This is a genomic window from Flavobacterium terrae (assembly GCF_900142035.1).
Lineage (GTDB): Bacteria > Bacteroidota > Bacteroidia > Flavobacteriales > Flavobacteriaceae > Flavobacterium > Flavobacterium terrae.
Map to the genome: position 1 here is coordinate 445,101 of NZ_FQZI01000001.1, position 14,586 is coordinate 459,686.

General features: G+C 33.7%; 15 protein-coding genes. 7 read left to right on the forward strand and 8 right to left on the reverse strand.

What is annotated here, in order from left to right; genetic code table 11:
- From truB to BUC09_RS02035, 4 genes are all read right to left on the reverse strand, one after another.
- A complete protein-coding gene (truB, locus tag BUC09_RS02020; protein WP_073308187.1) occupies positions 1-705 on the reverse strand; it encodes a tRNA pseudouridine(55) synthase TruB in 705 nt (234 codons plus the stop codon).
- A gap of 5 nt (positions 706-710) precedes the next feature.
- Positions 711-1,520 carry an undecaprenyl-diphosphate phosphatase gene (locus BUC09_RS02025; RefSeq protein ID WP_073308189.1) on the reverse strand — a complete coding sequence of 270 codons (810 nt, stop codon included), beginning with the start codon at positions 1,518-1,520 and terminating at the stop codon, positions 711-713.
- Between the two features lie 18 nt (positions 1,521-1,538).
- Entirely contained in the window at positions 1,539-1,763 is a 225-nt protein-coding gene (locus BUC09_RS02030; protein ID WP_073308191.1) for a DUF3098 domain-containing protein, read from the reverse strand.
- A gap of 76 nt (positions 1,764-1,839) precedes the next feature.
- Positions 1,840-2,715 (reverse strand): cell division protein FtsX, encoded by an 876-nt coding sequence (locus BUC09_RS02035; protein ID WP_073308193.1) that lies wholly within the window; start codon positions 2,713-2,715, stop codon positions 1,840-1,842.
- A 158-nt stretch (positions 2,716-2,873) separates the two neighbouring features.
- Between BUC09_RS02035 and fumC the strand changes: the two genes are divergently transcribed.
- The 4 genes from fumC (at position 2,874) to BUC09_RS02055 (ending at position 8,388) form a co-directional block, all read left to right on the forward strand.
- Positions 2,874-4,259, forward strand: a complete 1,386-nt coding sequence (gene fumC / locus BUC09_RS02040) for a class II fumarate hydratase (protein ID WP_073308195.1) — start codon at positions 2,874-2,876, stop codon at positions 4,257-4,259.
- A gap of 133 nt (positions 4,260-4,392) precedes the next feature.
- Complete coding sequence (gene leuS / locus BUC09_RS02045) at positions 4,393-7,227, forward strand: leucine--tRNA ligase (protein ID WP_073308197.1); 2,835 nt, start codon at positions 4,393-4,395, stop codon at positions 7,225-7,227.
- 212 nt (positions 7,228-7,439) lie between these two features.
- The gene (locus BUC09_RS02050; RefSeq protein ID WP_073308199.1) at positions 7,440-7,628 is read left to right on the forward strand and encodes a hypothetical protein; all 189 of its coding nucleotides are present in this window, start codon (positions 7,440-7,442) and stop codon (positions 7,626-7,628) included.
- Between the two features lie 79 nt (positions 7,629-7,707).
- Positions 7,708-8,388, forward strand: coding sequence for a zinc metallopeptidase (locus BUC09_RS02055; RefSeq protein WP_073308201.1), 681 nt, complete (start codon positions 7,708-7,710; stop codon positions 8,386-8,388).
- Between the two features lie 47 nt (positions 8,389-8,435).
- On the opposite strand, the gene BUC09_RS02060 is transcribed toward BUC09_RS02055, so the two are convergent.
- From BUC09_RS02060 to BUC09_RS02065, 3 genes are read right to left on the reverse strand one after another with little or no spacing between them, the layout of a single operon-like run.
- The gene (locus BUC09_RS02060) at positions 8,436-9,527 is read right to left on the reverse strand and encodes a serine hydrolase domain-containing protein (protein ID WP_073308203.1); all 1,092 of its coding nucleotides are present in this window, start codon (positions 9,525-9,527) and stop codon (positions 8,436-8,438) included.
- Positions 9,527-9,703, reverse strand: a complete 177-nt coding sequence (locus BUC09_RS14730; RefSeq protein WP_159432927.1) for a hypothetical protein — start codon at positions 9,701-9,703, stop codon at positions 9,527-9,529. The genes BUC09_RS02060 and BUC09_RS14730 overlap by 1 nt, the downstream gene beginning before the upstream one ends.
- 10 nt (positions 9,704-9,713) lie before the next feature.
- The gene (locus tag BUC09_RS02065; RefSeq protein ID WP_073308205.1) at positions 9,714-10,184 is read right to left on the reverse strand and encodes an Lrp/AsnC ligand binding domain-containing protein; all 471 of its coding nucleotides are present in this window, start codon (positions 10,182-10,184) and stop codon (positions 9,714-9,716) included.
- A gap of 155 nt (positions 10,185-10,339) precedes the next feature.
- On the opposite strand from BUC09_RS02065, the gene BUC09_RS02070 reads away from it, so the two are divergent.
- Entirely contained in the window at positions 10,340-10,948 is a 609-nt protein-coding gene (locus BUC09_RS02070) for a hypothetical protein (protein ID WP_143161846.1), read from the forward strand.
- Between the two features lie 52 nt (positions 10,949-11,000).
- Here the strand turns inward: BUC09_RS02070 and BUC09_RS02075 are convergent, their stop codons facing one another.
- Positions 11,001-12,353 (reverse strand): saccharopine dehydrogenase family protein, encoded by a 1,353-nt coding sequence (locus BUC09_RS02075; protein WP_073308209.1) that lies wholly within the window; start codon positions 12,351-12,353, stop codon positions 11,001-11,003.
- Between the two features lie 123 nt (positions 12,354-12,476).
- On the opposite strand from BUC09_RS02075, the gene BUC09_RS02080 reads away from it, so the two are divergent.
- Complete coding sequence (locus BUC09_RS02080; RefSeq protein WP_073308211.1) at positions 12,477-12,863, forward strand: DUF423 domain-containing protein; 387 nt, start codon at positions 12,477-12,479, stop codon at positions 12,861-12,863.
- Between the two features lie 69 nt (positions 12,864-12,932).
- Positions 12,933-14,558, forward strand: coding sequence for a phosphoenolpyruvate carboxykinase (ATP) (gene pckA / locus BUC09_RS02085; RefSeq protein ID WP_073308213.1), 1,626 nt, complete (start codon positions 12,933-12,935; stop codon positions 14,556-14,558).
- The last annotated feature ends 28 nt before the right edge of the window (positions 14,559-14,586 follow it).

Consider the following 14,586-nt stretch of genomic DNA (forward strand, 5'->3'; position numbering starts at 1 on the left):
CTAATTTTCTTTTTTTGGAATTAATTTATCAAATGCTTCTGGAGTTATTGCGTTCTCAACAGAATAATTGCCAATTTTCGTTCTTCGTAAAGCAGTTAAGTGTCCTCCAGATTGTAAAGCTTTTCCAAAGTCGTAGGCTAATGAACGAATGTAGGTTCCTTTGCTACAACTTACTCTAAAATCAATTTCTGGAAGTGCTATACGAGTAATTTCAAATTCGTAAATAGTTGTTTTTCTTGCTTCAATTTCTACTTCTTCACCAGCACGAGCATGTTCATATAAACGCTTACCATCTTTCTTAATCGCTGAAAACACAGGTGGTTTTTGGTCAATTTCTCCAATAAAATTTTTTAAAGTCTCATGAATTAACGCTTCGGTTATATGGTCTGTGGGGAATGTAGCATCGATTTCAGTTTCTAAATCATACGAAGGGGTCGTTGCACCTAAATGAATGGTACCAGTATATTCTTTGGTTTGAGCCTGAATTTCTGTAATTTTTTTCGTGAATTTTCCTGTGCAAACAATCAATAAGCCTGTGGCTAAAGGGTCTAGAGTACCGGCATGACCTATTTTAAACTTCTTAGGTAATCCTAATCGGTTTCTTAATGCATATTTTAATTTATTTACTGCCTGAAATGAACTCCAAGTTAATGGCTTGTCAATTAACAGCACTTGTCCAGCTAAAATGTCTTCTGCAGAATACAACTTGATTATTTTATGAAAGAGAAATAAATTAAAAGTAAAGTTCCAACGATAATACGATACCAACCCCAAGGTTTAAAACCATATTGTTTGATAATACCGATGAAAAATTTTATGGCTAGAAAGGCAACAATAAATGCCACAATATTACCAATTACAAACATGGTAATCGTATCTTTTGATTGTAAAATCAATTCGTAACCTTTCATTTGACTGTGTTCGTAAGTCTTTAAAAACACCGAATAACATGTTACGGCCAACATAGTAGGAACTGCTAAAAAGAATGAAAATTCAGCAGCAACATTACGAGTTAACCCCTGTTGCATTCCACCTATAATTGAGGCTGCGCTACGACTTGTTCCAGGCATCATGGCTAAACATTGCCAAAAACCAATAGTTACAGCTTTTTTAATTGTAATATCTTCTTCTTTTACAACAGAAGGATTTTGAAAAAATCTGTCAATAATTAGTAAAATGAAACCACCAAGAATCAATACAATTGCAATTGGTATAGGACTTCCTAGTATAGCTTCAATCTTATCATCAAATAACTTTCCTAAAACAAGTGCAGGAACAACCGCACAAGCAAGTTTTATAAAGAAATTAAACTTAGTAAAATCAAAAAACTTTTTCCAATACAAAACTACAACAGCTAATATAGCTCCAAACTGAATTGAAACCTGAAACAACTTTACAAAATCGTCTTCTTGAATTCCAAAAAAGGAACTGGTAAAAATCATGTGTGCTGTTGAAGAAACAGGTAAGTATTCTGTCAAACCTTCAACAATAGCGATAAGTATTGCTTTTAATAAATCCATCTAAATAGAAACGGTTATTTATTTTTTGAAGATAGAATAAATAACAACTCCAAAACCTGCTAAAACAGTAGTAGGAGCTAAACGAATTCTTCTGAAACTGAAAATCTCAGGATTAAAAACATTAGGATCATCACTACCTCCACCAGTCATTAAAATAAATCCTACAGCTATGATTCCTAATCCAATCAATAAAAATTTGTAGTTTACTTTGTCAAAAAGGAATTCTTGTTTTTTATTTTCCATTTTTATATGAATTATGTTGCTTTCGAGAGCCTCAAGCAACGGTGACTGAGGTTCTCGAAGTCACATTTATTTTAATTTAATATAAATCGTCTGTTCTTAAGTTCAAGAAACGTTGAGTTGCAAAATATGTACTTAGCCAAGTAATTAAAATACCAACTCCAAAAACCCCAGCTAATACAATTACTATAGAAATTTTGTCTTCTAAAACGCCAAGATTAGGATAATTAGTGTCTAAATAAAATAACACTCCAAGTAAAGCTATAACAGCAATACCCGCCCCTATCATTCCTAACTTTACACTTCTCCAAATAAATGGCTTTCTAATGAATGCTTTTGTTGCTCCAACCATTTGCATCGTTTTAATAATAAAACGATTTGCATAAATGGATAAACGCATTGAGCTATTGATTAATAAAACAGCAACTAGTGTCAAGAAACCACTGATGATTAAAATCCACATACTTACTTTTTTTACATTTTCATTTACCATTTTAACTAACTGTTTATCGTAAACAATATCTGCAATTAGTTTGTTTTCGCGAAGTCTTCTTTCAATTCGTGTTATACTGTCATATTCAACATAATCTGCTTTAATATGAATATCGTATGAGTTTTGTAATGGATTAGCTCCTAAAAACTCAGTAAAGTTTTCTCCAAGAGTTTTCTCATGTTCTTTTGCAGCGGCTTCTTTTGAAACAAACTTCACAGATTTAGCAAAAACAGCCTTTTTTATACTATCTTCAAATTTAGTTAAAGTAGTGTCTTTTGCTTCATCTTTAAAATAAATTGACATTGCAATCCCTTCTTTAAAATCGTTTGAAAGTTTTTTAGAGTTAATGATAAATAACCCAAGTATTCCTAGTAAAAATAATACTAGAAAAACACTTAATACAACCGAAAAATAAGACGTGATTAGTCTGCGTTTTTGAAATTTTTCAAAAGAGGAACTCATACAAATAATTTATTTGCGGTAAAAATAACAAAGAATTTCTTTATTTGAAGTTAATAACGTTCAAAGTTTCATGTTTCTTATTAATAAATGTAATTTTATACTGCATTTTTATCAAATTTTAGTTTCAAAAAGACATATTCACATCAAATAACCATAAAATGGATTTCAGAATAGAGAAAGATACATTGGGAGAAGTTAAGGTTCCTACCGATAAATACTGGGGCGCTCAAACAGAACGTTCAAGAAATAATTTTAAAATTGGCACTCCAGCATCAATGCCAAAAGAGATTGTAAGAGGGTTTGCTTATTTAAAAAAAGCGGCTGCTTATGCCAATTGTGATTTGGCTGTGCTTTCGGTTGAAAAAAGAGATGCAATTGCTACGGTTTGTGATGAAATTTTAGAGGGAAAGCTAGACGATCAGTTTCCTTTGGTTATTTGGCAAACGGGTTCGGGAACACAAAGCAACATGAATGTGAATGAAGTAATTGCCAATCGTGCACAAGTTTTAGCAGGTTTCAAAATCGGGGAAGGAGAACCAGTGCTCAAAGCGAATGATGATGTGAATAAATCACAATCTTCTAATGATACGTTTCCAACAGGAATGCACATTGCAGCTTATAAAATGGTGGTGGAAACTACTATTCCAGGAGTAAAAAAACTGCGTGATACTTTACAAGCAAAAGCCAACGAATTTAAAGAAGTGGTCAAAATCGGTCGTACTCATCTAATGGATGCAACACCGCTGACTTTAGGTCAGGAAATTTCGGGTTATGTTGCTCAACTGGATTACGGATTAAAAGCACTCAAAAATACTTTACCTCATCTTTCTGAAATCGCTTTAGGAGGTACTGCTGTGGGTACAGGTCTAAATACACCCGAAGGGTACGATGTGAAAGTGGCAGAGTATATTGCAAAATTCACTGGACATCCTTTTGTAACCGCTCCTAATAAATTTGAAGCTTTGGCTTCTCATGATGCGATTGTCGAATCACATGCCGCTTTGAAGCAATTAGCAGTCAGCTTGAATAAAATTGCAAACGATATTCGTATGCTGGCTTCGGGTCCAAGATCAGGTATTGGCGAAATTCTAATTCCAGAAAATGAACCAGGTTCTTCCATTATGCCAGGAAAAGTAAATCCAACGCAATGCGAAGCAATGACCATGGTTTGCGCACAGGTTATGGGGAATGATGTTGCCATATCGGTAGGAGGTATGCAGGGGCATTATGAACTGAATGTTTTTAAACCTATGATGGCCGCCAATATGCTGCAATCGGCACGTTTGTTAGGAGATGCTTGTGTTTCTTTTGATGAACATTGTGTTCAAGGAATACAACCGAATTATGGCCGAATTAAAGAGTTGGTTGATAATTCACTCATGTTAGTAACCGCATTGAATACCAAAATCGGTTATTATAAATCGGCCGAAATTGCGCAAACAGCTCATAAAAACGGCACAACTTTGAAAGAAGAAGCCATTCGTTTGGGTTATGTTTCTGCTGAAGATTTTGACAATTGGGTTAGGCCAGAAGATATGGTTTAGGTTGGTTAAATGTTTAGATGAAACTTAAGACCATCAAAATTTCTAGTTTCTTATAATAAATGTAAATTTGCAACTCAAAAATTAATTAAGAAGTTGAGGCTAACGCCTTGAACATATCAAACTTATAAGCGTAATGAAGTATTTCCATAACGAAATCGAAGCCAAGTGGCAACAATATTGGGCAGAAAATCAAACTTTTGCAGCAAGTAACACATCTGACAAGCCAAAATATTATGTTTTAGACATGTTTCCTTATCCTTCTGGAGCCGGTTTACATGTTGGGCATCCGCTGGGTTACATTGCTTCTGATATTGTAGCAAGATACAAAAGACATCAAGGTTTTAATGTGTTACATCCACAAGGTTACGATTCATTCGGTTTACCGGCGGAACAATATGCCATTCAAACAGGACAACATCCTGAAAAAACAACTCGTGAAAACATTACACGCTACCGTGAGCAATTAGATAAAATTGGTTTTTCTTTCGATTGGAGTCGTGAAGTTCGTACTTCGAACCCAGATTATTACAAACATACACAATGGATTTTTATTCAATTGTTCGAATCTTGGTACAATAAAAACACGGATAAAGCAGAAAATATTTCAACTTTAATTGAACTATTCTCAACAGAAGGAAATGCTAATGTAAATGCCGTTTGTGATGAAAACATCGCTCCTTTTACCGCTGCAGAATGGAATGCCTTTTCATCGGAACAACAACAACAAATTTTATTACAATATAGATTAACGTATTTAGCGGAAACGGAAGTAAACTGGTGCCCAGCATTAGGAACCGTTTTAGCGAATGACGAAATTGTAAACGGCGTTTCAGAACGAGGCGGACATCCAGTAATTCGTAAAAAAATGACGCAATGGTCGATGCGAATTTCAGCGTATGCAGAACGATTATTACAAGGTTTAGAAACTATTGATTGGAGTGAATCGATTAAAGAATCGCAACGTAATTGGATTGGAAAATCGGTTGGTGCAGCCGTAACTTTTAAAGTGAAAAATCATGATGAAGTTATCGATGTATTTACAACTCGACCTGATACTATTTTCGGAGTAACATTTATGACCTTAGCTCCGGAACACGAATTAGTAGCTAAAATTACTACTCCAGAACAAAAAGCTGCAGTTGATGCCTATATTGAAGCCACTGCTAAACGTTCGGAAAGAGAGCGTATGGCCGATGTAAAAACAATTTCGGGAGTTTTCACAGGTGCGTATGCCGAACACCCATTTACAAAAGAAGCCATTCCGGTTTGGATTGGCGATTACGTGTTAGCAGGTTACGGAACGGGTGCAGTTATGGCCGTTCCATGTGGTGATGAGCGTGATTATGCTTTCGCGAATTTCTTCAAAGGAACTAACGGAATGCCTGAAATTAAAAATATTTTCAACCAAGATATTTCTGAAGCAGCGTTTAATGAAAAAGCTGGTTTCGAATTTGTAGCTTCTGATTTCTTAAACGGATTAGATTACAAATCGGGAACGAAAAAAATCATCGAAGAATTAGAAAAAATCGGAGCCGGAAATGCTAAAGTAAATTACCGTTTACGCGATGCCGTTTTCTCTCGCCAAAGATATTGGGGAGAACCGTTCCCAGTGTATTATGTGAATGGTTTACCAAAAATGATTGACAAAAAACACTTACCAATTGTGTTACCAGAAGTGGAGAAATATTTACCAACCGAAGACGGACAACCACCTTTAGGAAATGCAACGGTTTGGGCTTGGGACAGTTTACAGTGTTCAGTGGTTAGTAATCAGTTAATAGATAACGTGAATATTTTCCCATTAGAATTGAACACGATGCCAGGTTGGGCAGGTTCTTCTTGGTATTGGATGCGTTATATGGATGCACACAATACAGAAGATTTTGCAAGTGAATCGGCTTTAAAATATTGGGAAAATGTTGATTTATATATTGGTGGAAGCGAGCACGCAACGGGTCACTTATTATATTCTCGTTTTTGGAATAAATTTTTAAAAGATAGAGGTTTCGCACCAACAGAAGAACCCTTCAAAAAACTGATTAATCAAGGAATGATTTTGGGAATGAGTGCTTTTGTGTATAGAAGTGAAGATTCTAAAACTTTATATTCAAAAGGATTAATTAAAGACAAAAATGTTCATCCAATTCACGTTGATTTAGCTTGTATTAATGATATTACGAACGAATTAGATATCGAAAAATTCAGAGCACATCCTTTATATTCAGATTATGCCAATGCAGAATTTGTGTTAGAAGACGGAAAATACATTGTAGGTCGTGAAGTAGAAAAAATGTCGAAATCGAAATACAATGTTGTCAATCCAGATGATATTTGTAATGAATACGGTGCCGATACGTTACGTTTATACGAAATGTTTTTAGGTCCGTTAGAACAAGCGAAACCTTGGAACACGGCTGGTATTACAGGAGTTTCTGGTTTCTTGAAAAAATTATGGAGATTATACTTTGATGATAATGGCTCAGTAATTAAAGACGAAGAACCAACGGCAGAAATGTACAAATCGTTACATAAAACTATCAAGAAAGTAACAGAAGACATTGAGAATTTCTCTTTCAACACGTCGGTTTCTCAATTTATGATTTGTGTAAACGAATTACAACAATTAAAATGTAATCACCGTGCCATTTTAGAACCATTAGCCGTTTTAGTTTCGCCTTATGCGCCACATATTGCAGAAGAATTATGGAATGCATTAGGGCATAAAGGATCAATTTCTACGGTTGCTTTTCCTAAATTCGAAGAAAAGTATTTGGTAGAAAGCGAAAAAGAATATCCGGTTTCGTTCAACGGAAAAATGCGTTTCACGATTAAGCTGCCGTTAGATTTAACAGCGGCTCAAATCGAAGAAATTGTAATGGCAGATGAAAGAACCCAAAATCAATTACAAGGTAGAACACCTAACAAAGTAATTATCGTTCCTGGAAAGATTATTAACTTGGTAGGATAGTTAAAACTTTTCGTCACTTCGAGTAAATTTGATTTAATCAAATTGTATCGAGAAGTTTTATGAGAAATAGTTCTCGATTCGCTTTGCTACTCGAACAGACTTTTTATAAATAATGAATCCCAAATTTCTGGTCACTGAGCTTGTCGAAGTGGAAATTTGGGATTTCTTTTTGTAACATTTTTCAGAATTTACGTATAATAAGTAAAAGTAAAATGAAAAAACACGAAGTTCATGTTTTAAAAACATCCAGAGGATTTTCTGGAAGTATGAAAGATGATTTAGCAAAAGAAGTTGAAGTTTTTTTAAATAGAAAATCAAATGAAGGTTATGAAGTAATAAATGTATCGTTTACGTATTATCACACTTCAGAATTAATTGCTTTTGTAACTATTTGTAAGTAAGATGACAACTTGGCATTTTTTAGAAATGGCTTGTAATTTGATAGTTATTTACTAAATTTAAATTATAAATAAATACGATATGGGATCAGGTTATATGATATTGGCCGGCGCCATTATGTTGGTGAGCTGGTTAGTAAGTTCAAGATTGAAAAGCAAATTTGAACATTATTCTAAGTTGCAATTACACAATGGAATGAGTGGAGCAGAGATTGCAGAAAAAATGTTGGCTGACAATGGTATTTACGATGTAAAAGTAATTTCTACACCAGGAATGCTTACAGACCATTACAATCCAGCAAACAAGACTGTGAATTTATCAGAAGGAGTATATAATCAACGAAATGCAGCAGCAGCAGCAGTTGCAGCGCACGAATGCGGACATGCTGTACAACATGCTGTAGGTTATGAGTGTTTAGAAATGCGATCAAAGTTAGTTCCTGTGGTACAAGTGGCTTCAAGTTTTGTGCAATGGATACTATTAGCAGGAATTTTGTTGATTAAGACGTTTCCAGGATTATTATTGGTAGGTATTGTGGTTTTTGCTGCTACTACTTTATTTTCTGTGATTACACTTCCAGTTGAATACGATGCGAGTAATAGAGCCTTGGCTTGGTTAAAAAATAAAAACATGGTCAATCAAGCTGAATATGCTGGTGCGGAGGATGCGTTAAAATGGGCCGCTAGAACGTATGTTGTGGCTGCAATTGGATCTATTGCAACGTTATTGTATTACGTTTCTGTTTATATGAATAGAAGATAGTTTTTGCTATAAAAGTTAAATAAAAGCCACTCATTTGAGTGGCTTTTTTAATAATTTGCTTTTAATTTTCGCATCAAATATTTTACTCCTTCTTGTGTATCTAAGTTAAAAGAGTTTGTAAAAATAATGTAGGTTTTGTTTTTTGTTCTGTCTATATGAACAAGTGTGTAGTAAGTTCCTACAGTTCCTGCATGAGTAGAAAATTCTTTTCCATTTTCGTAAATATTAAACCATCCCATCGAATAATTTTCAACTCCTTTATGTAAAAATTGGTAAGTGTTGGCTTTTAAATAATTGCTTTCGCCTTTTAAGCCTTGCAAATTGAGTTGTATAAATTTTACATAATCTTTTAATCTAATGTTTATATCACCAGCAGGCTGATCGATATCCAATTTGTTATTGGTAGTTGAAGGAACCGGTTTAAGAGTGTCATTTTCGAATGTATGTCCCCAAGTATCCTTTTTCTTTTGGTTTTCTGGCCATGAGAGTTTTACATGTAATTTCAAATCTTTATTAAATACCTTTTCAACTAATTGTTCCCAACTTTTACCAGTAGTTTTTTCTAACATCAAAGTTGCAAGAACATAACCTGCATTAGAATATACAAATGGCATATTCTCATCTAATTTTGCAGGCTCTAAAGTGAAAACAAATTGACCGTATTGATTTCTTTTTTCTTGATTAGTGCCTTTAAATTGAGGGAGTTTGATTTCTTCCTCATTTTCAAATCCAGCATTTCCTTGAAGTGGTTGTATTCCTGCCCTATGCGATAGTAATTCTTGTAATGTAATATTAAAATATTCTGGTTTAGATTTTTGTTTCCATTCAGGAAAAACATCAAAGAACTTTGTTGACCATTGCAATTTTCCTAGTTCGACATATTTTGCAATAACATAAGCTGTCATGGCTTTTGTGTTTGAACCTATATGAAATCGATCATTTAAGGTGGCCTTGTCATTTAAATTTATAGAATGAAGGCCAATGGCTTCAATTTCAAAAATGGATTTATCATCTATTACCGCATAACTTATTTCGGGAATATGTTTCGCTATTCTAATGGAGTCTGCATATTGAAGAGTTTTCTGACCCCAAGTTATAGAGGTGATTAAAAAAAATGATACTTTAAAAAAATTACTCATTAAATTAATCTTTTTGCTTTGGGTTTAATAATAAGAGAAAGAATTAAAAATCCAATACCTACTCCTGATATTAAACCTTTGGTTACATCTGAAAGATTTTGATTTGTGATAACAAGTGGCAATGTCGTTAGTGTTAGTCCAATAATTCTTAACACAATGGTTTTGTTAGGCTTCATAAACTTTCTTTTACAATTGTATTTGTCTCTCTATTTGTTGTTCCAAAGAAATAAAAGTCTCAGTTCTTGAAACCCCTTCAATGGCTTGTATTTTAGTATTGAGCAAATGCATTAAATGCTCGTTATCACGACAAATTATTTTAATCAGTATGCTCCAGTTTCCTGTGGTATAATGACATTCTAAAACTTCAGGAATTTTTCGAAGTTCTTTTACAGCTTCAGGATTTCTAGCTGCTTTATCTAAATAAATGCCCACAAAAGCCATAGTGCTGTAACCCAAAACTTTATTGTTGACAGTGAACTTAGATCCAGAGATTACTTTTGCTTCTTCCAACTTTCTTAATCGTTGATGAATAGCTGCACCAGAAATACCAATTTTGCTCGCAATTTGTAAGATAGGTTTACGAGCATCTTCCATTAGGTCTCGAAGAATAACTTTATCTATACCATCTATTTCAATTTGTAACTGATTAATTTTCATTTTTAATAAATTGATAGTTAAATATACTCTTTTTCTTTCTTTTTATGACATTAGGATTTAATTAAGTTTTTGCATTAGTATGAGAGAGGCAATATTTTTTTATTCTTATCGTTTCATAATCAACCTACTATATGTTTAACCTTAATCTACTACAAATGATGAATTTTAAAAAATCATTCAGAATTGCAATTTGTTTTTTTGCGGTTGCAACTCTTTCAGCTCAAGAAAATCGAATTTCTTCTAATGCTATTGGGAATCAGTTTAATGTTATTTTAGATAAATCGGAAACTTACAGAGATTTAAAAATAGTAAAGAAGCAGTCGATTTTAAATTTAAAGCAGGCTGTTTTAAACTCGATTTCAGCTGTTGAAACTGATCTTGCTGATTCTAAAATAGCTTTGGAACAAAAGATAAATGAAATATCAACCCTAAAAAAAGAATTAGACCAAACAAAAGCTACTTTGTCTTCATATACAAGCTCTGGACCAACAATTACCTTTTTAGGGATAGAGTTTAATAAGACTTTCTTTAATTATCTTTTGAGTTTTATTTTGTTAGGTTCTATGACGGCAGTGGTTTTTTTCTTTCTACAGTTTAGAAAAATGAATTTAACGACAAAGCATTCTAAAAGTGTTTTAAATGATTTGGAAGAAGAATATCAATCATATAAGAGAAACGCTATTGAAAGAGAGCAAAAAATTAGTCGTCAATTACAAGATGTACTAAACAAGCAGAAGCAAATGCAGATAAAAACAGCTTCATAAAAAAAAGACCTGCTTTTTCATATGAGCAGGTCTTTTTCAAAATGTGTAAGTATTAATTGTAGCCTTTGTAAGTCACTTCTTTTTCGTGGAAAATGACCCCATATTCTTCTAATTCTTTTAAAATAGGTTCGTAGACTTCTTTTTTAATTGGAAGTTGAACACCAGGTGTTTTAATATTACCGTTTAATATTTGTAATGTAGCCATGGCTACTGGTAAACCAACCGTTTTTGCCATTGCGGTATAGGTTTGGTCGTCGCCAATGCAAACCATGGTTGCATCAATTTGTTTGCGTTCGCCGTTAAGTTCGTATCCAAATTTATGATACATCACAATCATGTCTTTATCATGTTCTTGTAATGTCCATGAATCAGTAAGTATTTTTTCTAAGGCTTGAGCTGGAGTGGCATTTTTTAAACCTATTTTCTTTTCTTCATTGAATAAATCCAGTTCTACTAATTTATCCCACATCACATCATCTTGATCAATTTTAAGTTGGTGACGTAATTTGATCTCAACAGAATCTGTAGGGTGATAAGGTAAAAACAAGTTTACAAATCCACGGTAGCTCATGTTTTCTGAATCATCTATTGTATAGGTGTCATCAGTCATTCCTAATTGCACAAACATATCCCATGCTTTTGAATAACCTACACGGCGAATTGTTCCTCTAAAAACCGTAAGAGCGTCATCTAAACCATAAACACTTCTGTATTTTAAAGAATCTCTGTTGGCGTAACCTTCAAAGCGTCCATAACCTTCAACTTCAAGAAATTCAGTTCTTCTGAATAGTTTGTTGTATGGTATGTATTTGTAAGTGCCTTCTTGAATAAATTTAGCAGCCCCACCTTGACCAGCTAAAACTACATTTCTTGGAGCCCAAGTAAATTTGTAGTTCCAAAGATTATTGTCACTTTCTGGTGCTACTAAACCTCCACAAAATGATTCGAATAAAATTACTTTTCCGCCTTGTTCACGAATTTCATCAAGTACTTTCATGGCGCTCATATGATCGATACCAGGATCAAGACCTACTTCGTTCATGAAAACCAATCCATTTTCTTTGGCTTGTGCATCTAAAGCTTGCATTGCATCGCTAATATAAGAGGCCGTTACCATGTGTTTTTTGAAAGTGATACAGTCTTTAGCAACTTCAATGTGCATGTGAGCAGGTAGCATAGAAATTACGATATCTGCTTTTTGAATTTCGCTTTGACGCTGTTCAGTGTTGTTAATGTCTAATGCTATGGCACTGGCATTTTTGTGGCCTTTAGTTTTACGTTGTGCTAATTCTAAAGATAAATCGCCTATGGTTATGTGTAAATTTTCACTTTCAGATTTTTCTAAAAGATATTTTATAAGTGATGAAGCTGAACGACCAGCTCCAATGATTAATACATTTTTCATTGTTGGTTTGGTAAAAAAATCACACAAATGTAGCAAAATGTTATATTTTAAAAAGCTTTCGTGCGAAAAATGAAAGTATATTAACGAAATGTGTAGTAAATTTGAAGAAAATTTTCTGAACAAATGGATAAAAAAATCTTGATAACAGCTTTGAGTTTTGGTTTTGTATCAATTGTTTTAGGTGCTTTTGGCGCTCATGCATTAAAAAAAGTTTTAACTATTGATCAATTGAGTTCTTTCGAAGTTGGAGTTAGATACATGATGTACCATGCTCTTTTTTTATTGTTTTTAGGAACTACTTCTATTGTATTGCCTGAACAAAAAAATGTAATTTACTACCTAACTCTTTCTGGAACTTTATTTTTTTCTGTATCAATTTTCTTGCTTTCAACACAAGCGTTATCGGGTTTAAATTTTAAATTTTTAGGGCCTATAACCCCAATAGGAGGGCTATTGTTAATTGCTGCTTGGGCTACAACTATCTACTATATTATCACAAAAAAAGGCTAAACTGTGAGGCTATTCAAATAATATTTTTACTTTTGCCGTTATAAAAAAACACAACTTATCGTAAAATTTATGGAAACATACACCCCAACTACGAAAACGATTTCGTTAGAAAAATACGGAATCAATGACGTTAAAGAAATTGTATATAATCCTTCATACGAATTATTATATCAGGAAGAGCTGAATCCTTCTCTTGAAGGATATGAAAGAGGACAATTAACAGAGCTTGGTGCTGTTAATGTAATGACAGGTGAGTTTACAGGTCGTTCCCCAAAAGATAAATACATTGTAAAAGACGCTGTTACAGAAAATACTATCTGGTGGACTTCTGAAAAAGCAGTAAATGATAATAAACCCATTTCTACAGATACTTGGAATGCGTTAAAGAAAAACACAGTAGATCAACTATCAGGAAAAAGATTATTTGTAGTAGATACTTTTTGTGGTGCCAATGAAAACACTCGTTTAAAAGTTCGTTTCATTGTTGAGGTGGCTTGGCAAGCACATTTTGTAAAAAATATGTTTATCCGTCCTACAGAAGATGAATTAGCTAATTATGGTGAACCAGATTTCGTAGTGATGAATGCTTCAAAAAGAGGTTTTGCAGATTACAAGGCACATAATCTAAATTCTGAAGTATATATTGCTTTCAACCTAACTGAAAAAATCCAATTGATTGGTGGTACTTGGTACGGTGGAGAAATGAAAAAAGGTTTATTCTCAATGATGAACTATTATTTACCTCTTCAAGGAATGGCTTCTATGCATTGTTCTGCTAACAAAGGTAAAGATGGTGATGTTGCGGTTTTCTTTGGTTTATCTGGAACAGGAAAAACTACATTATCTACAGATCCTAAGCGTGAATTAATTGGTGACGATGAGCACGGATGGGATAATGATGGCGTTTTCAACTTTGAAGGAGGTTGTTACGCAAAAACAATCGATTTAAGTGCAGCAAACGAACCAGACATTTATGGAGCCATCAGAAAAGATGCATTATTAGAAAATGTAACTGTTGATGCTAATGGTAAAATAGATTTCAAAGATGGTTCTGTAACACAAAATACTCGTGTTTCTTACCGAATTAATCATATTAAAAATATTGTAACTCCAGTTTCAAAAGCTGGTCATGCAACAAAAGTTATTTTCTTAACTGCAGATGCTTTCGGGGTTATGCCACCGGTTTCTAAACTGACACCAGAGCAAACTAAATATTACTTCTTATCTGGATTTACTGCTAAATTAGCTGGTACAGAAAGAGGGGTTACACAACCAGAGCCAACGTTCTCAGCTTGTTTTGGTAAAGCGTTTTTATCATTACACCCAACAAAATATGGTGAGGAGTTAGTGAAAAAAATGGAAGAGCACAATGCTAAAGCTTATATGGTTAATACAGGATGGAATGGTACTGGAAAGCGAATTTCAATTAAAGATACACGCGCAATTATAGATGCTATTTTAGATGGTTCTATCGAAAATGCTGATAACGCAGTTGTACCAGTATTTAACTTTAATGTACCAACTGCATTGCCAAATGTAGATGCAAATATTCTTGATCCAAGAAATACTTATGCAGATGCATCTGAATGGAATGCAAAAGCAGAAGATTTAGCAGGAAGATTTATTAAAAACTTTGTTCAATATACTGATAACGAAGAAGGTCTAAGTCTTGTAAAAGCAGGCCCTCAATTATAATACGGTTATTAATTCAATTGAATACAAA